The sequence below is a fragment of the Plantactinospora mayteni genome (assembly GCF_016862935.1).
Classification (GTDB): domain Bacteria; phylum Actinomycetota; class Actinomycetes; order Mycobacteriales; family Micromonosporaceae; genus Plantactinospora; species Plantactinospora mayteni.
This window is the reverse complement of sequence record NZ_BONX01000012.1, coordinates 226374-248173: the sequence shown is the minus strand read 5'-3', so window position 1 is coordinate 248173 and position 21800 is coordinate 226374. Positions and strand designations below refer to the sequence as shown.

Genomic DNA, 21800 nt, shown 5'->3' with positions numbered 1-21800 from the left:
ATCGCCTTCGCCAGCCAGCCCCCGTCGGGTCGAGGAGCCGACCGGTCGCCCGGAGCCACGGTGCCCTCCGGGGACGCTCGACCGGTCTGCGCACCCAGTCGATCCGGGGTGGAAACGCGCCCGCAACGCGATGATTCCCGTCCGACGTTTCATGATTATGTCGTGACGCGTATTCCTCGGCATCCCCGCGAAGCGACAGAACGGACCAGACCGTCGATCGCGGTCGCGGCGGCGACGTCCGCGCTGGCCCGGGCCGGTGTCGGGCCGGCCCGGACCGAGGCGGAGCTTCTGGTGGCGTACGTCCTCGGCGTGTCGCGCGGTGCGCTGGCCGTGGCCGACCCGCTCACCCCGGAGCAGCGGGACCGGCTGGCCGAACTGGTCGAGCGGCGTACCCGGCACGAGCCGCTCCAACACCTGCTCGGCTCGGCGGCGTTCCGGTATCTGGAGCTGGCGGTCGGCCCCGGGGTCTTCGTCCCCCGCCCCGAGACCGAACTGCTGGCCGGCTGGGGCATCGAGCGGGCCCGGCAGGTCGGGGCGGGCCGGACCGGCGCCGACCTGGCCGGCAACGGACCGCTGGTGGTCGACCTGTGCAGTGGCAGCGGTGCGATCGCGCTCTCGGTCGCCGAGGAGGTGCCCGGGGCCCGGGTGGTCGCGGTCGAGCGGGCCGCACCGGCGCTCGACTGGCTGCGCCGCAACGCCGCCGAGCGGGCCGGTGCCGGTGACCGGCCGATCGAGGTGGTGGCCGGGGACGTGGCCGACCCGGAGTTGCTGTCCGGGTACGCCGGCCGGGTGGACGTGCTGCTCTGCAATCCGCCGTACGTGCCGGACGGCACCCCCGTACCGCCGGACGTGGCCGGGCACGACCCGGCGGACGCGGTCTTCGGCGGGCCGGACGGGCTGGCGGTGATCCGGCTGGTGCTGGACCGGGCAGCCCGGCTGCTCCGCCCGGGCGGGGTGTTCGGGGTCGAGCACGACGACACGCACGGCACGGCGGTTCCGGACCTGCTGCGCGCCGACGGCCGGTTCGTCGAGATCGAGGACCATCCGGACCTGGTCGGACGGCCCCGCTTCGCCACCGCCCGCCGGGCCGACGTCCACCGGTGACCGGCCCTGCTCCGGCACCGCCCGCCGGGGCGGCGCCCGCCGGTAACCGGCCGGAAGTCCCCATGCCACGGTAGGGACTCCGGCGTGGCAGACTGGCTCCTCGTGATGCTCTACGACTGCCGGTCACTGGCGGACCGTGACCGAGGCGTCGCCGCTGCCGTCGAGGCGGTCAAGAACGGCGAACTGGTCGTGATCCCCACCGACACGGTCTACGGGATCGGCGCGGACGCGTTCACCCCGTACGCGGTCAAGGCGCTGCTCAACGCGAAGGGCCGGGACCGGCAGCATCCGCCGCCGGTGCTGGTCGGCTCCCGGCGCACGCTGGACGGGCTGGTCTTCATGCTGCCCAGCACCGCCCGGGACCTCGCCGACGCGTTCTGGCCCGGGGCGCTGACGATCGTGGTCGAGCACTCGCCGAGCCTCCAGTGGGACATCGGCGACACCGGCGGCACGGTGGCGGTACGCATGCCGCTGCACCCGGTCGCCCTGGAGGTGCTCCGGGAGACCGGGCCGATGGCCGTCTCGTCGGCGAACAAGACCGGCCAGCCGGCGGCGGTGACCGCCGAGGAGGCCCGCGAACACCTCGGCTACGCGGTGCGGGCCTACCTGGAGGCGGGACCGTGTCCGGAGCCGGTGCCGAGCACCATCGTCGACGTCACCGGCGAGGTGCCCCGGGTGCTGCGCCAGGGCGCGATCCCGCTGGAGAAGCTCCGTGATGTCGTACCGGACATCCAGGGCCAGGTGTTCTGAGTGCCGCCGTTCACGGTCCTGCACGTCTGCCTGGGCAACATCTGCCGGTCGCCGATGGCGGAGCGGCTGCTCGCGCTCGCCGTACGCGAACGGCTGGCCCGGCGGGCGGCGGCCGAGGCGGACGACGCGGACCGGCTGGTGCACAGCCACAGTGCCGGCACCGGCGGCTGGCACGCGGGTGAGGAGATGAACCCGCCGGCCGCCCGGCAGGTGCGGTCCCGGGGCGGGGAGGTGGCCGACTTCGGCGCCCGCAAGCTCCGCTCGGAGCACATCGACGCGGCCGACCTGGTGCTGACCGCAACCGCCGACCAGCAGGAATACGTGGTGGCGCTGCGCCCCGACGCCGCCGACCGCACCTTCGTGCTCGGCGAGTTCGGCCGGCTGCTGCCCACCGTGGACGCCGCGGCCCTGCCCCCGGCCGACGCCGCCGACCCGGACGCGGTGCACGCCCGGGGCGCCGCCCTGGTGGCCGCGGTGGCGGCGGCCCGCAGCGGCTCGTCCCCGCTGCCCGGCGACGACCTCGACGACCCGTGGGGCCGGGGCGACCAGTGCTTCAGCCGGGTCGCCGACGAGATCGAGGAAGCGGTCCGCCCGCTCGCCGCCGTCCTGCTGCCCTGACCTGCCGCCCTGATCTGCTGTCCTGATCTGCTGTCCTGACCTCGGGGAGCAGCATCCCGGCGCAGGTTCCGCCACATCGTCATCTGCCGGGTACGGGCAACGCGCCGGCTCTGCTGGCGGCGGCCGAGCCGCTGTCACTCCGACATGTGAATCTGACCCAGTTTGCCGTGAAACGGCTGCGGCGCCCGGAATCAGCCGTCAGGCTGACGGAGTCCCCGAGCCCGGTCGATTGTCCGGGTTGCGTCGAATCGCTGTCCCGCCCGGGAGGTACGCCATGCTCCGGCTGCGGCTGAACCAGCTCTGGACCCTGATGCTGGCCGGGATCCTGGCCGGCACGCTCCTGGCCGCCGCCGCGCTGCCCGCCTCGGTACTGGCGGCGGTGGGGTTGCAGTCGGTCAGCGCCCGCTACGAGGACCTGCCGCAGGACCTGCGTACCCCGCCGACCGCCGAGCGCTCCTACCTCTTCGCCAACGACGGCCGTACCCCGATCACCTCGTTCTACGACGAGAACCGGACGAACATCCCGCTCGGCGAGGTGGCCGAGGTGATGCGGCAGGCGACGGTGGCGGCCGAGGACGCCCGCTTCTATTCGCACAGCGGTGTCGACGTCAAGGGCGTACTCCGGGCTCTGGTGGCGAACCGGGTGGGCGGGGAGGTACGGCAGGGCGCCTCGACACTGACCATGCAGTACGTCCGCAACGTGCTGAAGAGCGACCCCGGGCTGACCGCCGAGCAGCGCGCCGAGGCGACCGAGACCAGCGCCGGCCGCAAGATCCGGGAGGCGCGGTACGCGCTCGCGCTGGAGCGCCGGCTCGGCAAGGACGAGATCCTCAGCCGCTACCTGAACATCGCCTACTTCGGTGCCGGGGCGTACGGCATCGCCGCCGCCAGCCAGCGGTACTTCTCCAAGTCTGCCCAACAACTGACCTTGGCCGAGGCCGCCCTGCTGGCCGGACTGGTCCGCTCGCCGGAGACGGACAGCCCGATCGTCGGCAACCCCGACGCCGCCCTGGTCCGCCGGGGCTACGTGTTGCGGGAGATGGTCGAGACCGGGGTGCTCTCGGCCGAGACCGCCGCCCGTACCCAGGCGGAGCCGATCAGGCTGCGGCCGGGTGCCCAGCCGAACGACTGCGCCGGCATCCCGGACGGGCACTCCGACTGGGGCTTCTTCTGCGACTACTTCCAGCAGTGGTGGAACGCCAACCCGGCGTTCGGGCTCACCGTCGACGAGCGGCAGCGGACGCTGCGCCGGGGCGGCTACCAGATCACCACCTCGCTCGACCCGGCCATCCAGGCCACCGCGCTGCGGCAGACCCTGACCGTGTACGACTACGCCAACCGCCACGCCGCACCGATGGCCGTGGTGCAGCCCGGCACCGGTCGGGTGCTGGCGATGGCGGTGAACCGGCACTACCGGCTCGATCCCAACCCGCCGGGGCAGCGCAACCATCCGAACACGGTCAACCAGTTGATCGCCGGTGGCGGCGGCATCGACGGCTACCAGGCCGGCTCGACGTTCAAGATATTCACGCTGCTCGCCGCGTTGGAGGAGGGGTTGCCGCTCAGCTCGGGCTACGTGGCGCCGTCCCGGCTGCTGACCAGTTATCCGGTCGACGGGCCGAACGCCTGCGGCGGCTACTGGTGCCCGGCCAACGCCAACCCGGCCTGGATGAACGGCTACCGCACCATGTGGAACGGCTTCGGGCGGTCGGTCAACACCTACTTCGTGGCGCTGCAACAGCGGATCGGCGCGGAGCGGGCGGTGCGGATGGCCGAGCGGCTGGGCATCGTGTTCCGGGCCAGCAACGACGCCCGGCTGGCCACGTACGGGGCGAAGGGCTGGGGGGCGTTCACCCTCGGCGTGGCCGCCACCACCCCGCTGGACCTGGCGAACGCGTACGCGACGCTGGCGGCGGAGGGGACGTACTGCAAGCCGCTGCCGGTGCTCTCGATCGTCGACTCCACCGGTCAGGTACTGCCCGCCGCCGCACCGAACTGCGGGAAGATGCTCGGGGTGGAGGTGGCCCGGGCGGCGACCGACGCGGCGCGCTGCCCGGTCGGCGCCCAGTCCGCGTACGAGCAGTGCGACGGCGGCACCGCGCCCGAGGCGACGAGGATCCTCGGCGACCAGCCGGTGGCCGGCAAGAGCGGCAGTGCGGAGGGGTACGCCACCGAGACCTTCGTCGCTTTCACCCCGCAGCTCGCGGCGGCGGCGATCGCCGCCAACCCGGACGACCCGAGTGACGCGGTCGGTGAGGAGATACAGGAGAAGGTCGTCACGGCGGTCGCCACCACCCTGGCCAGCGTGCTGAACGGCAAACCGCGGCAGGACTTCACCCCGCCCGGTCGGGAGATCGCCTTCGGTGACGGCCCGAGCGATCTCGGCCCCGAGCCGGCCGGACCGGGTCCGGACCCGGTCGCCCCGGCGCCCGATCCGCCACCGGCTCCCGCACCGACCGCCGTCGTACCCCCGCCGGCCCCGTCCCCGCCCCGCTGACCGGCCCTGATCGGCCCTGACCGGCCCTGACCGGCCTGAGCCGTCGGTGCTCGCCGGCAGGTCGTCGGGCGGCGTCCCGGGTACCCCATAGACTCGGACCCGGCCCAATGCCGAGCGCGACGAGAAGGTGCCGGGGTGAGCGAGTCAAGCGAGCGGGCAGGTCGGCCCGGGACCGGGGAGCCGCCGTTCTGGGGGCCGGACTTCGACGAGTTGGCCGGGACCGATCCGGAGATCGCCGAGGTGCTGCTGGACGAACTCGACCGGGTACGCGGCGGGTTGCAGTTGATCGCCAGCGAGAACCTGACCTCCCCGGCGGTACTGGCGGCGCTCGGCTCCACGTTGAGCAACAAGTACGCCGAGGGCTATCCGGGCCGGCGCTACTACGGCGGCTGCGCCGAGGTGGACCGGGCCGAGCAGATCGGCATCGACCGGGCCAAGGCGCTCTTCGGGGCCGAGCACGCCAACCTCCAGCCGCACTCTGGGGCGAGCGCCAACCTGGCCGCGTACGCCGCGCTGGTGCAGCCCGGCGACACGGTGCTGGCGATGGACCTGCCGCACGGCGGCCACCTGACCCACGGCAGCCGGGTCAACTTCTCCGGCAAGTGGTTCGCCCCGGTCGGCTACCAGGTGCGCCCGGACACCGAGCAGATCGACTACGACGAGGTACGCGAACTCGCGCTGGCGCACCGGCCCAAGATGATCATCTGTGGCGCCACCGCGTACCCCCGGCTGATCGATTTCGCCCGGTTCCGGGAGATCGCCGACGAGGTCGACGCCTACCTCATGGTGGACGCGGCGCACTTCATCGGGCTGGTCGCCGGGCGGGCCATCCCGTCCCCGGTGCCGTACGCCGACGTGGTCTGCGCCACCACACACAAGGTGCTGCGCGGGCCGCGGGGCGGCATGATCCTGTGCCGGGAGTCACTCGCCGAGCGGATCGACAAGGCGGTCTTCCCGTTCACCCAGGGCGGGCCGTTGATGCATTCCGTGGCGGCGAAGGCGGTCGCGCTGCGCGAAGCGGCGTCTCCGGCCTTCCAGGCGTACGCTGCCCAGGTGGTTGCGAACGCGCAGGCGCTGGCCGCCGCCCTCACGGCGGAGGGGATGCGCCCGGTCTCCGGCGGTACCGACACCCATCTCGCACTGATCGACCTGCGTGACGTCGGGATCACCGGCCGGGACGCCGAGGCGCGCTGCGACGCCGCCGCGATCACCCTGAACAAGAACGCCATCCCGTACGACCCGCAGAAGCCGATGGTCGCCTCCGGCATCCGGGTCGGCACCCCGAGCGTCACCACCCAGGGCATGGGGGTGGCGGAGATGGGCCGGATCGGCGAACTGATCTCCCGGGCCGTCCGGACCGACCCGGCCGAGCCCGGTGGCGCCGACGCCCTCGCCGCGATCGGCGCGGACGTCGCCGACCTGGTCACCGCCTTCCCGGCGTACCCCCGTGGCTGAGCGGGCGGAGCCGGTCGAGCTGGCGGACCGGCCCACGGAGCCGGAGGTGGCCGGCGCGGGCGGGTCCGGCGGGTCGCCGCCGGCCGACGGGTCCGGCGCGGCGGACCGGCACTGGCGGCTTGCCCACCTGCCGGTGGTACTCGGGGCGTCGGCCGGCCTGCTGGTCCTCGCCACAGTGCTCGGCGCCCTGCTCGGCGGTGGGGTCGGCGCGGCGGGCGCGGCAGCCGGCGTCGGCCTGGTTACGCTGAGTTACCTCGCCTCCACCCTGGTGATTGCCTGGGCCGACTCGGTCAACCCCACCCTGGTACTGCCGTTCGGCCTGGCGATGTACGTGGCCAAGTTCAGCGTGATCGGTGTGGTGATGGCCGGGGTCGCCGGCCGGGGCTGGGTCGGGCTGGTGCCGTTCGGCTGGGGCGTCGTCGCCGGGGTGGTGGCCTGGACCGGCGCGAACATCTGGTGGGTCGTCACCGTGCACGCCGCACGGACACGCCGCTCGCCCGAGGCGTGATCCGGGTCACCCACCTCGGGTCGGACCTGCTCGGAGTCCCGTTGACGGGACGGCACAAGAAACTGTCAGTGATCGGTCATTTTCCCGGTGGCGGAACCGGAGTAGCGTGCCCACAGACGACGCGCCCGCCCACACGCCCACACAACAAGGTTGTGCGGGGGGTGAGGCACAGCCTCGTATCCCCGGCTGATATCGTTCGGCCGTCATGACCGGTGACCAAACCCCCCAACCCCCCGGCGGCTCGGGCACTCCCGAAGCCGGTGAGGGTTGGACCGCGCTGGCATACCTCATCGGAGGTCTGGTGGTGTGGGGCTGCATCGGTTGGTTGGTCGACCAGTGGCTCGACACCGATGGTCTGGCCACCGGGATCGGGTTCCTGCTGGGCGGGGCCGGGGGCGTTTACCTGGTCATCCGCCGGCTCGGCACCCCTAGCTAGGGAAGGGACGCGGTGATCGGACAGTCGGTCGTCCTCGCGGAGGGCGAAGTTCCGTTTCCACCCAGCGTGGAGGATTTCTTCCTGCCGGCGATCTATCCGTGGGGGGAACACAACTCCTACTGGATCACCAAGTTCACGGTGCTCGTCTGGCTGGGCGTCGCCCTGACCATCGTCTTCTTCCTGGTCACGTACCGGAACCCGAAGCTGGTGCCGACGAAGGGCCAGTGGATCGCCGAGTCGATCTACGGCTTCGTCCGGAACAACATCGCGGTCGACATGATCGGGCATCGGGGCGTCGCCTTCGCGCCGTACCTCACGACGCTCTTCGTCTTCATCTTCGTCAACAACCTGTGGCAGATCATTCCGTTCGTGCAGATCTCGCCGATGGCACACATCGCGTTCCCGGCGATCCTGGCGATCATCAGTTACGTGATGTTCATCTGGGTGGGCATCCGACACCACGGTTTCGCAAAGTTCTTCAAGCATTCACTTATGCCGCCGGCACCGTGGTTCATGCAGCCGCTGCTGATCCCGATTGAGCTCTTCTCGACGTTCATCGCCCGGCCGGTTTCGCTGGCGCTGCGGTTGTTCGCCAACCTGTTCGCCGGACACATCATCCTGCTGGTCTTCACCCTGGGCGGCTTCGTACTGCTGAACGCGGACTCGTTCTTCCTGAAGCCGATCTCGGTGCTCTCCTGGGCGGTGTCGATCGCGATCACCTTCCTGGAGGCGCTGGTCATCGTCCTGCAGGCCTACATCTTCACCGTGCTGAGCGCCAGCTACGTGCAGGGCGCGCTCGCCGACGAACACTGATCCGCACACAACCGCACACCCGTTGTCGTCCCGCGTGAGCCGTCACGCGTGATTTCAGGAGGAACCAACCAATGTTGTCGTCGACCCTCGCCGCCGTCGAAATTACCGGCAGCCTCAGCGCCATCGGCTACGGCCTCGCCGCCATCGGTCCGGGTATCGGTGTCGGCCTGGTCTTCAGCGCCTACATCCAGTCGACCGCCCGGCAGCCGGAGTCGTCCCGGATCACCCTGCCGTACGTCTGGATCGGCTTCGCCGTCATCGAGCTGCTGGCTCTGCTGGGCATCGCCTTCGGTTACGCCTTCGGCAACTAGCCGTACTCCTCGAACCGGGAGGTTCCGATGTACGCCATCTTGGCCGCGGAGGGCGGCACCGAGCACAATCCGATCATCCCGCTCTGGCAGGAGATCGTCATTGGCTCGATCGCCTTCGCCATTCTCTGCTTCATGCTGATGAAGTACGTCTTCCCGCGGATGGAGCAGACCTTCCAGGCTCGGGTCGACGCGATCGAGGGCGGGATCAAGCGCGCCGAGGCCGCCCAGGCCGAGGCCAACCAGCTCCTCGAGCAGTACCGCGCGCAGCTCGCCGAGGCGCGGACCGACGCGGCGAAGATCCGCGACGACGCCCGGGCCGACGCCGAGGGCATCCGGCAGGACGTCCTGGCCAAGGCCCGGGAGGAATCCGACCGGATCATCGCGGCCGGCAAGGAACAGCTCGCCGCCGAGCGGTCCACCATCGTGCGCGAGCTGCGTACCGAGGTGGGCACGATCGCGGTCGACCTGGCCGGCCGGATCGTCGGTGAGTCGCTGGCCGACGAGGCGCGACGCAAGGGCACGGTCGAGCGGTTCCTGGCCGACCTGGAGAGCGTCGGCGCCGGCAACGGCTCTGCCAACGGCTCCGCCGTACGGGCGAGCTGATGCAGGCCGCCAGCCGGGAGTCGTACGCCGCCGCACGGCAGCGTCTCGACGCGTACGCCGGCCAGACGGAGGCGGACCGGATCTCCGCCACCGGTGACGAACTCGGGTCGGTCGCCGGCCTGCTGCGGCGCGAGCCGCGGCTGCGCCGGGCGCTCTCCGACCCGGCGCGGGCCGGCGAGGACCGGGCCGCGCTGCTGGAGTCGCTGCTCGGCGACAAGGTCGGCGACGACGCCAGGGCGCTGCTCGGGGTGCTGGTCTCCGGCCGCTGGTCGGCGCCGTCCGAGCTGCTGGAAGGCACCGAACGGCTCGGGGTGGAGGCGCTGCTGGCCAGCGCCGACCGGGCCGGCGACCTGGGTGAGGTGGAGGACGAGCTGTTCCGCTTCGGTCAGGTGGTCGCCGCCGACGCGGAGCTGAGCAACACCCTCTCCGACCCGATCGCGCCGGTTGCCCAGCGGGCCGAGCTGACCGGTGCGCTGCTCTCCGGCAAGGCCAACCCGGTGACGGTCAAGCTGGTCGAGGTCGCGCTCGCCGGGTTCGGCGGGCGCTCCTTCTCCGGGGCGCTGACCCGGCTGGTCGAGCTGGCCGCCGACCGGCGGGACCGTCAGGTGGCGTACGTCACCGTCGCGGCCCCGCTGGCCGAGGAGGAGGAACAGCGACTGGGGCGCAAGCTCACCGAGCTATACGGTCGAGAGGTCACCGTCAAGCAGACGGTGGATCCGAACGTACTGGGCGGGTTGCGCGTCCAGATCGGGTCCGATCTCTACGACGGCACGATCCTGCGCCGCCTCACCGACACCAGAAACGCGCTCGCGCGGAGCTGAGCAGCACGACGCTCCGCGCAGCGCCGAGGAAGACATCCACGCCGTTCCGGTTAACCGGGCCCTGAATAGAGGAAGAAGAGGATGGCCGAGCTGACCATCTCGTCGGAGGAGATCCGCGGCGCGCTGGAGCGCTACGTCTCCTCCTATTCGCCCGACGTCTCCCGTGAGGAGGTCGGCACCGTCGCCGACGCCGGTGACGGCATCGCCCACGTCGAGGGCCTGCCCTCGACCATGACCAACGAGCTGCTGGAGTTCGAGGACGGCACCCTCGGCCTGGCGCTCAACCTCGACGTCCGGGAGATCGGCGTCGTGGTGCTCGGTGACTACGCCGGGATCGAGGAGGGGCAGCGGGTCAAGCGGACCGGCCGGGTCCTCTCGGTGCCGGTCGGCGACGCGTTCCTCGGCCGGGTCGTCGACGCGCTCGGCAACCCGATCGACGGCCTGGGTGACCTGGCCAACGAGGGCTACCGCGAGTTGGAGCTCCAGGCGCCGAACGTGATGGCCCGGCAGAGCGTCAGCGAGGCGTTGCAGACCGGCATCAAGGCCATCGACGCGATGACCGCGATCGGCCGGGGCCAGCGGCAGCTCATCATCGGCGACCGGCGGACCGGCAAGACCACCGTCGCGCTGGACGCCATCCTCAACCAGCGGGACAACTGGCGCTCCGGCGACCCGGCCAAGCAGGTCCGCTGCATCTACGTGGCGATCGGCCAGAAGGGCTCCACGATCGCCTCGGTGAAGGGCCTGCTGGAGGAGCAGGGCGCGATGGAATACACCACCATCGTCGCCTCGCCCGCCTCCGACCCGGCCGGCTTCAAGTACATCGCCCCGTACGCCGGCTCGGCGATCGGCCAGCACTGGATGTACGCCGGCAAGCACGTCCTGATCGTCTTCGACGACCTGACCAAGCAGGCCGAGGCGTACCGGGCGGTGTCGCTGCTGCTGCGTCGCCCGCCGGGCCGCGAGGCGTACCCGGGTGACGTCTTCTACCTGCACTCCCGGCTGCTGGAGCGCTGCGCGAAGCTCTCCGACGAGATGGGCAGCGGCTCGATGACCGGTCTGCCGATCATCGAGACCAAGGGCAACGACATCTCCGCGTTCATCCCGACGAACGTCATCTCGATCACCGACGGCCAGATCTTCCTGGAAACCGACCTGTTCAACCAGGGTGTCCGGCCGGCGATCAACGTCGGCACCTCGGTCTCCCGGGTCGGCGGTGCCGCCCAGGTGAAGCCGATGAAGAAGGTGGCCGGCCGGCTCCGGCTGGACCTGGCGCAGTACCGCGAGATGGAGGCGTTCGCCGCGCTCGCCTCGGACCTGGACAAGGCGTCCCAGGACCAGCTCAGCCGGGGCGCGCGCCTGGTCGAGCTGCTGAAGCAGACCAACTACTCGCCGTTCCCGGTGCAGGAGCAGGTGGTCTCGGTCTGGATCGGTACCGAGGGCAAGCTGGACGACGTCCCGATCGGCGAGGTCCGGCGCTTCGAGTCCGAGTTCCTGGAGTTCCTCCGCCACCAGTACAAGCCGACGATGCAGTCGATCGCGGACAACAACTGGGACGACGACATCACCAACGCGCTGAACGAGGCCGTCAAGCGGTTTAAGCAGATGTTCCTCGGCAAGGAAGACGAGGTGCGGGTCAACGAGGCACCGGCCCGGCCGATGGAGGGCGAGCAGGATCGCGAGACGGTCACCCGGTACCGCGACGGCGGCGAGTCGGCCCCGGCCGAGAAGCAGTAGGGCTGACCGGTGGCTGCCCAGGTACGCGTTCTTCGTCAACGGATCCGCTCGGCGAAGTCGATGAAGAAGATCACCAAGGCGATGGAGCTCGTCGCGACGAGCCGACTCGCCAAGGCACAGGGCCGGGTCGCGGCGTCGCTGCCGTACGCCCAGGCCATCACCGGCGTGCTCACCGCGCTGGCGTCCAACGCGGCCATCGACCACCCGCTGCTCACCGCCCGGCCGAAGGTCCGCCGGGCCGGGGTGGTCGTGGTCACCAGCGACCGCGGCCTGGCCGGCGGTTACACCTCCAACGCGATCAAGGCCGCCGAGTCGCTGGTCGCCCGGCTGAAGGACGACGGCAAGGAGCCGGTGCTCTACGTCATCGGCCGCAAGGGCGTCGGCTTCTACCGGTTCCGGCAGCGGAAGGTGGAGGCGAGCTGGACCGGCTTCTCCGAGCAGCCGACCTTCGCCGACGCCAAGCAGGTGGGCGAGACGCTGATCAAGGCGTTCGTCTCCGGTGCCGACGACCTGGAGGGCGGCGACCCGGGGATCGACGGCGTGCTCGGCGTCGACGAGCTGCACATCGTCTACACGGAGTTCAAGTCGCTGATGTCGCAGACCCCGGTGGCCCGGATCCTCGGGCCGATGGAGGTCGAGGACCGGCCGCGGTCCGAGGCGCAGGGTCTGCTGCCGGCGTACGAGTTCGAGCCGGAGGCGGACGCGCTGCTGGACGCGCTGCTGCCGAAATACATCAACACGCGGATCTACGCGGCGTTGCTCGAGTCGGCGGCCAGCGAGTCGGCGGCCCGTCGTCGGGCGATGAAGAGTGCGACGGACAACGCCGAGGAAATGATCGAGAATTACACGCGTGAGATGAACTCGGCCCGCCAGGCCGGGATCACCCAGGAGATCAGTGAGATCGTCGGCGGCGCCAACGCGCTGGCCGCGTCGGGAAGTGAAGTGTGATGACTGCTCCTTCAGAGACCAAGACCGCGACGGGCCGCGTGGTCCGGGTCATCGGCCCGGTCGTCGACGCCGAGTTCCCGCGCGACGCCATGCCGGACATCTTCAGCGCCATGCACGTCGACGTGACCCTCTCCGGGGGCACCAAGACCCTGACCCTGGAGGTCGCCCAGCACCTGGGCGACAACATGGTCCGGGCGATCTCGATGCAGCCGACCGACGGCCTGGTCCGGGGCACCGAGGTCCGGGACACCGGCTCGCCGATCACGGTGCCGGTCGGTGACGCGGTCAAGGGCCGGGTCTTCAACACCATCGGTGAGGTGCTCAACCTCAAGGAGGGCGAGACCTTCGAGGCGGCCGACCGGTGGCAGATCCACCGCAAGGCACCGGCCTTCGCCGACCTGGAGCCGAAGACCGAGATGCTGGAGACCGGCATCAAGGTCATCGACCTGCTCGCCCCGTACGTCAAGGGTGGCAAGATCGGCCTGTTCGGCGGTGCCGGCGTGGGCAAGACGGTGCTGATCCAGGAGATGATCACCCGGGTCGCGAACAACTTCGGTGGTACCTCGGTATTCGCCGGGGTGGGCGAGCGGACCCGTGAGGGCAACGACCTCATCCACGAGATGACCGAGTCCGGCGTCATCGACAAGACCGCGCTGGTCTACGGCCAGATGGACGAGCCGCCGGGCACCCGGCTCCGGGTGGCGCTCTCCGCGCTCACCATGGCGGAATACTTCCGCGACGTGAACAAGCAGGAAGTGCTGCTCTTCATCGACAACATCTTCCGGTTCACCCAGGCCGGTTCGGAGGTCTCCACCCTGCTCGGCCGGATGCCGAGTGCGGTGGGCTACCAGCCGACCCTGGCGGACGAGATGGGCGAGCTCCAGGAGCGGATCACCTCGGTCCGGGGCCAGGCGATCACCTCGATGCAGGCGATCTACGTGCCGGCGGACGACTACACCGACCCGGCGCCGGCCACCACCTTCGCGCACCTGGACGCCACCACCAACCTGGAGCGGTCGATCTCCGACAAGGGCATCTACCCGGCGGTGGACCCGCTGGCGTCCTCGTCCCGGATCCTCGCCCCGGAGTTCGTCGGTGCCGAGCACTTCGCGGTCGCCTCCGAGGTGAAGCGGATCCTCCAGCGCTACAAGGACCTCCAGGACATCATCGCCATCCTCGGCATCGAGGAGCTCTCGGAAGAGGACAAGCTCACCGTCGGCCGGGCCCGCCGGATCGAGCGGTTCCTCTCCCAGAACACGTACGCGGCCGAGGTCTTCACCGGCATCAAGGGCTCGTACGTGCCGGTCAAGGACACCGTCGAGGCGTTCAAGAAGATCGCCGAGGGCGAGTACGACCACTTCCCCGAGCAGGCATTCTTCATGTGCGGTGGGCTCGACGACCTGGAGCGCAACGCCCGTGAGCTGATGAAGGACTAGTTCCCGGCGAGCACGCGTACGAGAGCCGCACCGGCAACCTGCCGGTGCGGCTCCGTCGTCTTTTACCTGCTGTTCACCGACACGTTCTGGTCGATTTGGGCGTTCTTCATCTGGTTCCGGTGCTTTGGTAACCCGACTTTGCCGGGTACCGTCGTGGGCGGCCCGCAACCCCCCAGTTGACCGGCAACGTCTCTGTCCAGTGGGCCCGCCCCGGCAACGGCGCGCGACGAACGGAGATGTCTGGTGGGTGAAGGCGGCAGGAGCGCTGGTCGATCGGGCGGCAGATCCCGCTGGCTGGCCCGGCAGCGGCAGGGCGGCACGCCGGGCCAGCCGGCCACCGGCGCACCCGCCCCGGGGCAGGCGGACCCGGAGCAGGCGGACCCGGGGCAGGCGGGCTCCGGTCGGCGACGGGGGAACAGGTCCCGGACGCCGCGCTGGGCCCGGGTCTGCACCATGCTCGGCGCCCTCCTGGTACTGGTCAGCGGTGCCGGGCTGGTCGGCTTCGAGGCGGTACTCGCCCGCTACGAGGGGGCGGTGCAGGAGGCCGACCTCTTCGGCGACGACGCGGCCGGCGCGGTGCCGGAGAAGAAGTCGGACATCAAGGGGCCGCTGAACATCCTGCTGGTCGGGATCGACCCGCGGACCCCGGAGTGGTCCCCGCTGGCCGACTCGATCATGGTGCTGCACGTCAACGAGACGCTGGACTCGGCGTACCTCTTCTCGCTGCCCCGGGACCTGCTGGTGCGGATCCCGGCGTTCGACAAGGCCGACTACAACGGCGGTACGGAGAAGCTGAACGCCGCGATGGCGCACGGCAGCAAGGTGCCCGGTGCGAAGCTGCCGAGTCCGGCCCAGGGCTTCGAGTTGCTCTCCAAGACCGTCACCCAGGTGACCGGCATCCAGCGGTTCGACGCCGGGGCGATCATCAACTTCAACGGCTTCCAGAAGATCGTCGACGCGATGGGCGGCGTCGACATGTACATCGACACGAACGTCAAGTCGGAGCACCGGCAGCCGAACGGCAAGACGCGTACGTTGAAGCCGGGTGGCGGCGGTTACACCGGGCCGCAGGCGGAGTACAAGAAGGGCAACGCCCACCTGAAGGGCTGGCAGGCGCTGGACTACGTCCGGCAGCGGTACGGCCTGCCGAACGGCGACTACGACCGGCAGCGGCACCAGCAGCAGTTCGTCCGGGCCATGGCCGACCAGGCGCTGAGCAAGGACGTGGTGACCAATCCGATCAAGCTGGATTCCGTGCTCCGGGCGGCCGGCGAGTCGCTGATCTTCAACGGTCGCGGTCACGACCTGGTCGACTTCGCGTTCGCGCTGCGCGGGCTCCGGTCGGACTCGATCCAGATGATCAAGTTGCCGGGTGGTGGGGTCACCCAGGGCGGCTCCTACAAGGGCGAGAAGTTCCAGCCGATCGCCGAGGAGTTCTTCGCCGCGCTCAAGGCCGGCACCCTGGACAGCTTCGTCATCAACAACCCCGAACTGCTGAACAAGGCCAGGTAACCGGCTGGCACCGGAGCCGTCCGCGCCGGTCCGGCCGGGTGGCTCGGGTACCGGTGGAACAGGCACCGAGATCCATGGCTAGTCTCTGCAACATTTCCGCCATGTCCGCCCGTCCTTAGATTGACGGGCGCGAGATTTGCCGGGGCGCGACGGATGGAGATGCAGTGAGCGAGGGCGGCAAGGGCGCTGGCCGGTCCACCAGACGGACGGGGCGGCCGGCACGTGGTCGGGACGGCGGCGTCGGGCTGGCCGACGACGACTCGGTAGGCAATCTGTCGAGCGGCGGACGGCCGATCCGGGAGGGGCGGCGCAAGAAGTCCACCGTGCCGACCTGGGCCCGGCTCTGTACGATCTTCGGTGCCGTGCTGGTGGTACTCAGCGGTGGCGTGCTGGTCGGCCTGGAGGCGGTGCTGGCCCGGTTCGAGGGCGCGGTGGCCGAGGAGGACCTCTTCGGCGACCAGGCGGCCGGGGCCCCGGCGGCGGAGAAGAAGTCGGACATCAAGGGCCCGTTGAACCTGCTGCTGGTCGGCATCGACCCGCGGCAGCCGGAGACCCCGCCGCTGGCCGACTCGATCATGGTGCTGCACGTGAACGAGACGCTGGACTCGGCGTACCTCTTCTCGCTGCCCCGGGACCTGCTGGTCGACATCCCCCGGTTCGAGAAGGCCGACTTCTCGGGCGACCGGACGAAGCTGAACGCCGCGATGTCGTACGGCAGCAAGGTGCCCGGCGAGAAGCTGCCGAGCGCGGCCCAGGGCTTCGAACTGCTCTCCCTGACGGTCTCCAAGGTGACCGGGATCAAGCGGTTCGACGCGGGCGCGATCATCAACTTCGGCGGGTTCCTGAAGATCGTCGACGCGATGGGTGGCGTCACGATGTACATCGACCAGAACGTCAAGTCGGAGCACCGCCGCCCGGACGGTACGCACCGGACGCACAAGGCCCCCGGCCAGGGTGAAGGCTACGTCGGCCCGCAGGCGCAGTACAAGAAGGGCACCCGGCACCTGGAGGGCTGGCAGGCGCTGGACTACGTCCGGCAGCGGTACCCGAAGAACGGGGTGACCGACGGCGACTACGGGCGGCAGCGGCACCAGCAGCAGTTCGTCCGGGCCATGGCCGACCAGGCGCTGAGCAAGGACGTGGTGACCAACCCGATCAAGCTGGACAAGGTGATCCGGGCGGCCGGTAAGTCGCTGATCTTCAGTGGTCGCGGCAACAAGCTGATCGACTTCGGCTTCGCACTGCGCAACCTGAGATCGGACTCGATCCAGATGATCAAGCTGCCCGGCGGTGGTGTCGGCACCGGCAGCAACTACCAGGGCGAGAAGTTCCAGCCGATCGCGGACGAGTTCTTCGATGCGATCAAGGCCGGCACCGTCGACAGCTTCGTGATCAACAATCCGGAGTTGTTGAACAAGGCCAAGTGAGCGGTCCCGGGTCGGAGCCACCCGGCTGGGAGCGGCGGCGGGAGCCGGACTAGACTTCCCATAATCCCGCCGCCGCAGCAAGGAGACAGCGTGGCACAGCTTCAGGTCGAACTCGTCGCCGTCGAGGAAAAGATCTGGACGGGCGAGGCCGAGATGGTCGTCGCACGGACGACCGAGGGCGAGCTCGGAGTGCTGCCCGGACACGCGCCGCTGCTGGGCCAGCTCGCCGAGCCGGGTCAGGTACGCATCAAGTTGGCCGACGGCGAACAGTTGACCTACGAGGTGAACGGCGGCTTCCTCTCGGTGACCAGCTCCGGCGTCACGGTGCTGGCCGAGACCGCCAGCCCGGTGACCGAGTCCGCGAGCCACTGATCCGACACGTCGATGCTGGTCTTGCGTTGGATCGGAATCGGCGTACTGGTGCTGCTCCTCGCGGTTGCGGCGCTCTTCGTCCGGCGAGCCCTGGTGACCCGCTCCGGCGGGATAATCCGGCTCAGCGTGCGGGTCTCCACGATCCTCGACGGCCGCGGCTGGTCGCCGGGCTTCGCGCGGTTCGCCGAGACCGAACTCCGCTGGTACCGGATGTTCAGCTTCGCGCTACGGCCGAAGCGGGTGCTCTCCCGGCGTGGCCTCGCCGTGGAGCGTCGGCGGCTGCCCGAGGGTCAGGAGCGGCTCATCATGCCCGCCGACTGGGTGATCCTGCGATGTGTCAGTCACCAGGCACCCGTGGAGATCGCGATGGCGAAGTCCACGGTCACCGGTTTCCTCTCCTGGCTTGAGTCCGCCCCTCCGGGGGCGGTTTCTCATTTGGTCCTACACGACTGAGCCCGACCTCGCGATCGGCCCGATCTCGCCATGGGACAGCGTGACCCGGGCGCCCGACCTCGTCGAGGATCCGCGACCGGGCGCGTCGACGTGCTGCGGCCGGCGCGGGGCGGCCGGATCAGGGGCGGTTCGACTCCGGGCCGCGCGAGGCGGAGCGGTTTCCGGGACGGGCCGGCCCGGGGTGCCGGCCGGGTCCGCCGCGCTCCTCCACGGCCGGTTGCCGGATCGGTCGCCGGCAGTGGTAGACCACCGCCGGCGGCAGGTTGGCCCAGACCGTCCCGCCGACGACGACCTCCTCGAACAGCTCCCGGAGGTTCCGGTGCAGCCGGCGGGCCGGTGGCGACCAGCGGGCGTGTTGGTAGGCGAAGGTGGTGAAGACCCCGTGGTCGGCGAGCGCCGCGACGACGGCGGTGAGGATCTCCCGCTGCCGCTGCGCGCTGAAGACGGCCCAGGGCAGGCCGCTGACGATCACCTCGGCCGGTGGCAGGTCCCGCTCGGAGAGCAGCCCGGCCAGCGCTCCGGCGTCGGCCTGGAGTACGTCGACCGCCGGATGCTCCCGGGCCAGCCGGTCCGCGAAGGTCGGGTTGATCTCCACCGCGAGGTGTCGGCCCTGACCGGCCAGCCGGCGCTGGATCACCCGGGTGAACGCCCCGGTGCCCGGGCCGAGTTCGACCACCAGCGGCTGCCCGGTCCGGGGGATCGTCGCGGTGATCCGCTCGGCGAGCGGCGTTCCGCTGGGTGCGATGGCGCCGACCGCCCGGGGGTCGCGGGCCAACTGGGCCAGAAACGAGATCATCTCTGTGGGCACGGACCGAAGCTAGGCGACCTGACGGATCTCCGATGTCGTCCGGCCGGTCGGTGTACCGGCCACTCGGAGGAGGCGTCGTGACCGTTGGCAGGAGTCGCAGCCGGAGTTCCGGCTCCGTATCGTTGCCGACGTGCGGGTACGGCGGAGATGGTGGCCTGATGTGCTGATGGGCCTGGTCGGGGGCGCCTTCGGGCTGGCCAAACTGGGCTGGCCGGTGGTGCAGAGCAAGCCGCTGCCCCTGCTGGTGACGGTGGCCGCCGGGCTGATCCTGGTGGCGGCCCGTCGGTGGCCCTGGCCGGTACTGCTGGCCGAGTGCCTGCTGCTCAGCATCGCCAACTGGACCACCCCGCTGAGCAGCGACGTCGCCCAGTTCGCCGCCCTGACCGCGCTGGGGATCATCGCGTACAGCGCGAACTGGCCGGGCACCGCCGTGGCGCTGGGGCTGTCGTACGCGGCGTCGCTGGTCTACCTGATCGGCCCCGACAGCCCGGGGCTGCTTCCCGGGCAGCAGGGGTTCATCCAGCTCGCCGGCTTCTTCGGGATCTCCGTCGCCCCGGTCGCCCTGGCCCGCTACCTGGGCCGAGTACGCCGGGTGGCCCAGTCGGCCGAGGAGCGTGCCCGGGAGGTCGAGGCGCAGCAGGAGGTGCAGACCCGGGCGGCGCGGCTGGCCGAGCGGGCGGCCATCGCCCGGGACCTGCACGACATCGTCGCGCACCACGTGGGAGCGATCGCGTTGCAGGCCGGTGCGGCGCAGTACGCGGCCCGGCGTACCGGTCGGGTGGATGACGCCGTGCAGGCGCTGGGGGAGTTGCGGGTCACCGCCGGCCAGGTGCTCGACGAGTTGCGGGCGCTGCTGGAGGTGCTGCGTGACCCGGACGCGATCGTGGCGGGCGGGCCGCCGATCGAGCCCGAGCAGTTGATCATGGACGCGGAGCAGCGGGTCCGGGCGGCCGGGGTGGCGGTCCGGATGAACCTGGCCGGTGACGTCGGGGAGGCTCCGCTGGTGGTGCGTACCACCGCCGCCCGGGTGGTGCAGGAGGGGCTGACCAACACGCTCAAGCACGCCGGGCCGGGCGCCACCGCCTCGGTGGACATCCGGCCGGACGGTACCGGCCTGCTGGTCGAGGTGCTGGACACCGGCCCGGAGCAGCCCCGGCCCTCGCTGCTGCCCCCCTCCGGGCACGGGCTGGCCGGGATGCGGGAACGGGTCCGGCTGCTCGGCGGCACGCTGCTCGCCGGCCCCACCGGCAGTGGTGGCTGGCGGCTCGCCGCGTACCTGCCGATCCGGGAGAAGACGGCGGCGATCTCCGCCAAGACGGCGACCCGGGCGGTCGACGCGGAGCCGATCGGGCGGACGCGGTGACGATACGAGTCCTCGTCGTCGACGACCAGGCCCTGGTCCGGGCCGGCGTGACCCTGCTGCTCCGTACCGCCGGCGGGTTCGACATCGTCGGCGAGGCGGGTGACGGGCGGGAGGCGGTCCGGCTGGCCGAGCGGCTCCGCCCGGACGTGGTGCTGATGGATCTGCGGATGCCCCGGATGGACGGCATCGAGGCCACCCGCCGGATCCTCGACCAGCATCCGGCGACCCGGGTACTGGTGCTGACCACCTTCGCCGACGACGCCAACATCTACGGGGCGCTCGGCGCCGGGGCGATCGGTTACCTGGTCAAGGACGGCGCCCCGGAGGACCTGGTGGACGCGGTCGGCCGGGCCGCCCGGGGTGAGCCGCTGCTCGCGCCGGCCGTACTGGCCCGGATCGTGCACCGGGCGTTGCAGGCGCACACCGAGGACGCCGAACGCGACTCGGACAGCGTACGGCCGTCGGGGCGGCGGCTGCTCAGCGGCCGGGAGCGGGAGGTGCTGGCCCTGGTCGGCGCCGGGCTCTCCAACGCCGAGATCGCCTCCCGGATGCACCTCGGCGTCACCACCGTCAAGACGCACGTCTCGGCGGCGATGGAGAAGCTCGGGCTGCGCAACCGGGTCCAGGCCGCGGTGGTGGCGCACCGGCTCGGCCTGGTCGACGACGAGTTCCGGCCGATCGGCCTGGACGGACCGGGCCGGGACGGCGGCATCCGCGACGAGAACACTCCGGGCGCCCTCCCGCCGGCGTCCCGGTGATCCCGCCGGGGTGTGTCCCGAGGGGCTGTCTCGCGGATCTCTGGCGGGCTGCGGCGGGCCCAGACGGCGCCCGGCGGCGTTGGAGGTTCGTCCGCATACAACACCGGTATCCGGGCGAACCTCCGCCTTGCCGGATCACCGCCTGGACTCCGCCTCGCTCCACCGAGATCCACGAGGCAGCCCCTAGGGGACGGCCGCCGCGCACCGGCCAGTCGGCGGAGCCGGTGCGGCCCGCGGCACGACGCCGACCGGCGGGTACGACGGGCACGGTGTAGGGGTGGATCCCAGCTTCGGACTCGTCGACCGGCTCACCGGCCTGCCGCCGGGCTGGTTTTACCTGGCCGCCGGGGCACTGCTCGCCGCCGAGCTGGGGGTGCTGGCCGGGCGCTGGCTGCACCGCCGACTCCGGTCCAGCCCGTCCGGGTACGCCGGGAGCGCCCCGCCGACCGGCCCGGATCGGGCGAGCCGGGGTGGTCCCGACCTCCGACGGGACGCGCCGGAGCCCCGGCCGAGGGTGTCGGCCCTGCACCGGCGGCTCCGGTCGGCCCGCTTCTCCCCGCTGCGGCAGCCGCCCCGGCCGGCCGGTCCGGTGGGTCGGCGGCGTGCACCGGCGGGCCGGGACGCCCCGGGCCGGTCAGCCGCCGGGGACGGGGACTGACGAGGCACAGAGTTCCACCTCGAAACCGGACTCGTCGGTCAGGTAGCCGGCGTAGTTCTCCGGCCCGCCGGCGTACGGGTGGCGGTCGGCGAAGAGCAGCGACCAGCCGTACCCGGGAGCCTGCGCGACCAGCCGGTCCACGGCGGCGGGCGGGCCGGCGTGCAAGGCCAGGTGGTTGAGGCCCGGCGCGAGCCGGTCGTGCCGCCGGGACGACAGCGCGGGGGACTCCTCCAGCACCAGGTAGGTCGGGCCGTGCCGCCAGGAGCGTCCGGCCGGCCAACTCTGGTACGGCGTCCAGCCCAGCTCGCCGAGCAGCCAGCCCCAGCTTGTGGTGGCCCGGTCGAGGTCCGGCACCCAGATCTCGACGTGGTGCAGGCCGCCAGGCGGGACGGGTGGCTGGTCGGGGGTCAGC

Annotated in this window: 23 protein-coding genes; 21 read left to right on the top strand and 2 right to left on the bottom strand. The window is 71.2% G+C overall.

From position 1 onward, the window contains the following. Positions 1–162 precede the first annotated feature (162 nt). From prmC to Pma05_RS12085, 18 genes are all read left to right on the top strand, one after another. Entirely contained in the window at positions 163–1104 is a 942-nt protein-coding gene (prmC, locus tag Pma05_RS12170) for a peptide chain release factor N(5)-glutamine methyltransferase (protein ID WP_203857454.1), read from the top strand. A 6-nt stretch (positions 1105–1110) separates the two neighbouring features. Continuing rightward, positions 1111–1854, top strand: a complete 744-nt coding sequence (locus tag Pma05_RS12165) for an L-threonylcarbamoyladenylate synthase (RefSeq protein WP_372441458.1) — start codon at positions 1111–1113, stop codon at positions 1852–1854. Beyond that, a complete protein-coding gene (locus tag Pma05_RS12160) occupies positions 1855–2472 on the top strand; it encodes an arsenate reductase/protein-tyrosine-phosphatase family protein (RefSeq protein WP_203857453.1) in 618 nt (205 codons plus the stop codon). A gap of 274 nt (positions 2473–2746) precedes the next feature. Beyond that, positions 2747–4969: a transglycosylase domain-containing protein gene (locus Pma05_RS12155; RefSeq protein ID WP_203857452.1), complete on the top strand. Its 2223-nt coding sequence runs from the start codon at positions 2747–2749 to the stop codon at positions 4967–4969. A 135-nt stretch (positions 4970–5104) separates the two neighbouring features. Further along, positions 5105–6424: a serine hydroxymethyltransferase gene (glyA, locus tag Pma05_RS12150; RefSeq protein ID WP_203857451.1), complete on the top strand. Its 1320-nt coding sequence runs from the start codon at positions 5105–5107 to the stop codon at positions 6422–6424. A 46-nt stretch (positions 6425–6470) separates the two neighbouring features. Further along, positions 6471–6932, top strand: coding sequence for a hypothetical protein (locus Pma05_RS12145; protein ID WP_203857565.1), 462 nt, complete (start codon positions 6471–6473; stop codon positions 6930–6932). 205 nt (positions 6933–7137) lie between these two features. Then, complete coding sequence (locus tag Pma05_RS12140) at positions 7138–7368, top strand: AtpZ/AtpI family protein (protein WP_203857450.1); 231 nt, start codon at positions 7138–7140, stop codon at positions 7366–7368. Positions 7369–7380: 12 nt separating this feature from the next. After that, positions 7381–8181, top strand: coding sequence for a F0F1 ATP synthase subunit A (gene atpB, locus Pma05_RS12135; protein WP_203857449.1), 801 nt, complete (start codon positions 7381–7383; stop codon positions 8179–8181). Positions 8182–8252: 71 nt separating this feature from the next. Then, a complete protein-coding gene (locus tag Pma05_RS12130) occupies positions 8253–8492 on the top strand; it encodes an ATP synthase subunit C-like protein (RefSeq protein WP_107260457.1) in 240 nt (79 codons plus the stop codon). A 27-nt stretch (positions 8493–8519) separates the two neighbouring features. Next, on the top strand, positions 8520–9095 hold the full coding sequence (locus Pma05_RS12125) for a F0F1 ATP synthase subunit B (RefSeq protein WP_203857448.1): 576 nt from the start codon (positions 8520–8522) through the stop codon (positions 9093–9095). Then, a complete protein-coding gene (locus tag Pma05_RS12120) occupies positions 9095–9916 on the top strand; it encodes a F0F1 ATP synthase subunit delta (protein ID WP_203857447.1) in 822 nt (273 codons plus the stop codon). The genes Pma05_RS12125 and Pma05_RS12120 overlap by 1 nt, the downstream gene beginning before the upstream one ends. 81 nt (positions 9917–9997) lie before the next feature. After that, positions 9998–11653 carry a F0F1 ATP synthase subunit alpha gene (gene atpA, locus Pma05_RS12115; protein WP_203857446.1) on the top strand — a complete coding sequence of 552 codons (1656 nt, stop codon included), beginning with the start codon at positions 9998–10000 and terminating at the stop codon, positions 11651–11653. 9 nt (positions 11654–11662) lie between these two features. Continuing rightward, the gene (locus Pma05_RS12110; RefSeq protein ID WP_203857445.1) at positions 11663–12601 is read left to right on the top strand and encodes a F0F1 ATP synthase subunit gamma; all 939 of its coding nucleotides are present in this window, start codon (positions 11663–11665) and stop codon (positions 12599–12601) included. Further along, complete coding sequence (gene atpD / locus Pma05_RS12105; protein ID WP_203857444.1) at positions 12601–14037, top strand: F0F1 ATP synthase subunit beta; 1437 nt, start codon at positions 12601–12603, stop codon at positions 14035–14037. The genes Pma05_RS12110 and atpD overlap by 1 nt, the downstream gene beginning before the upstream one ends. Before the next feature lie 243 nt (positions 14038–14280). Next, positions 14281–15549 carry an LCP family protein gene (locus Pma05_RS12100; protein ID WP_239312223.1) on the top strand — a complete coding sequence of 423 codons (1269 nt, stop codon included), beginning with the start codon at positions 14281–14283 and terminating at the stop codon, positions 15547–15549. Positions 15550–15821: 272 nt separating this feature from the next. Beyond that, the gene (locus tag Pma05_RS12095; protein ID WP_203857563.1) at positions 15822–16976 is read left to right on the top strand and encodes an LCP family protein; all 1155 of its coding nucleotides are present in this window, start codon (positions 15822–15824) and stop codon (positions 16974–16976) included. Between the two features lie 90 nt (positions 16977–17066). Beyond that, entirely contained in the window at positions 17067–17348 is a 282-nt protein-coding gene (locus tag Pma05_RS12090; protein WP_203857443.1) for a F0F1 ATP synthase subunit epsilon, read from the top strand. Positions 17349–17360: 12 nt separating this feature from the next. Next, positions 17361–17801: a DUF2550 domain-containing protein gene (locus tag Pma05_RS12085; protein ID WP_203857442.1), complete on the top strand. Its 441-nt coding sequence runs from the start codon at positions 17361–17363 to the stop codon at positions 17799–17801. 118 nt (positions 17802–17919) lie between these two features. Here the strand turns inward: Pma05_RS12085 and Pma05_RS12080 are convergent, their stop codons facing one another. Then, positions 17920–18609 (bottom strand): class I SAM-dependent methyltransferase, encoded by a 690-nt coding sequence (locus tag Pma05_RS12080; protein ID WP_203857441.1) that lies wholly within the window; start codon positions 18607–18609, stop codon positions 17920–17922. A gap of 130 nt (positions 18610–18739) precedes the next feature. Between Pma05_RS12080 and Pma05_RS12075 the strand changes: the two genes are divergently transcribed. From Pma05_RS12075 to Pma05_RS12065, 3 genes are all read left to right on the top strand, one after another. Further along, positions 18740–19972 carry a sensor histidine kinase gene (locus Pma05_RS12075; protein WP_203857440.1) on the top strand — a complete coding sequence of 411 codons (1233 nt, stop codon included), beginning with the start codon at positions 18740–18742 and terminating at the stop codon, positions 19970–19972. After that, a complete protein-coding gene (locus tag Pma05_RS12070) occupies positions 19969–20730 on the top strand; it encodes a response regulator (RefSeq protein WP_203857439.1) in 762 nt (253 codons plus the stop codon). The genes Pma05_RS12075 and Pma05_RS12070 overlap by 4 nt, the downstream gene beginning before the upstream one ends. 277 nt (positions 20731–21007) lie before the next feature. Next, entirely contained in the window at positions 21008–21388 is a 381-nt protein-coding gene (locus Pma05_RS12065) for a hypothetical protein (RefSeq protein ID WP_203857438.1), read from the top strand. Here Pma05_RS12065 and Pma05_RS12060 read toward each other — a convergent pair. After that, the gene (locus Pma05_RS12060) at positions 21365–21799 is read right to left on the bottom strand and encodes a VOC family protein (protein WP_239312264.1); all 435 of its coding nucleotides are present in this window, start codon (positions 21797–21799) and stop codon (positions 21365–21367) included. The two genes, Pma05_RS12065 and Pma05_RS12060, sit on opposite strands and share 24 nt — an antisense overlap. Position 21800: the final 1 nt, after the last annotated feature.

Bases quoted from the DNA above. Each gene is read 5' to 3' on its own strand.
- atpA (WP_203857446.1), top strand. From the start codon at position 9,998: ATGGCCGAGCTGACCATCTCGTCGGAGGAGATCCGCGGCGCGCTGGAG.
- Pma05_RS12130 (WP_107260457.1), top strand. From the start codon at position 8,253: ATGTTGTCGTCGACCCTCGCCGCCGTCGAAATTACCGGCAGCCTCAGC.
- Pma05_RS12120 (WP_203857447.1), top strand. From the start codon at position 9,095: ATGCAGGCCGCCAGCCGGGAGTCGTACGCCGCCGCACGGCAGCGTCTC.
- Pma05_RS12140 (WP_203857450.1), top strand. From the start codon at position 7,138: ATGACCGGTGACCAAACCCCCCAACCCCCCGGCGGCTCGGGCACTCCC.
- Pma05_RS12155 (WP_203857452.1), top strand. From the start codon at position 2,747: ATGCTCCGGCTGCGGCTGAACCAGCTCTGGACCCTGATGCTGGCCGGG.
- atpD (WP_203857444.1), top strand. From the start codon at position 12,601: ATGACTGCTCCTTCAGAGACCAAGACCGCGACGGGCCGCGTGGTCCGG.
- Pma05_RS12085 (WP_203857442.1), top strand. From the start codon at position 17,361: ATGCTGGTCTTGCGTTGGATCGGAATCGGCGTACTGGTGCTGCTCCTC.
- Pma05_RS12125 (WP_203857448.1), top strand. From the start codon at position 8,520: ATGTACGCCATCTTGGCCGCGGAGGGCGGCACCGAGCACAATCCGATC.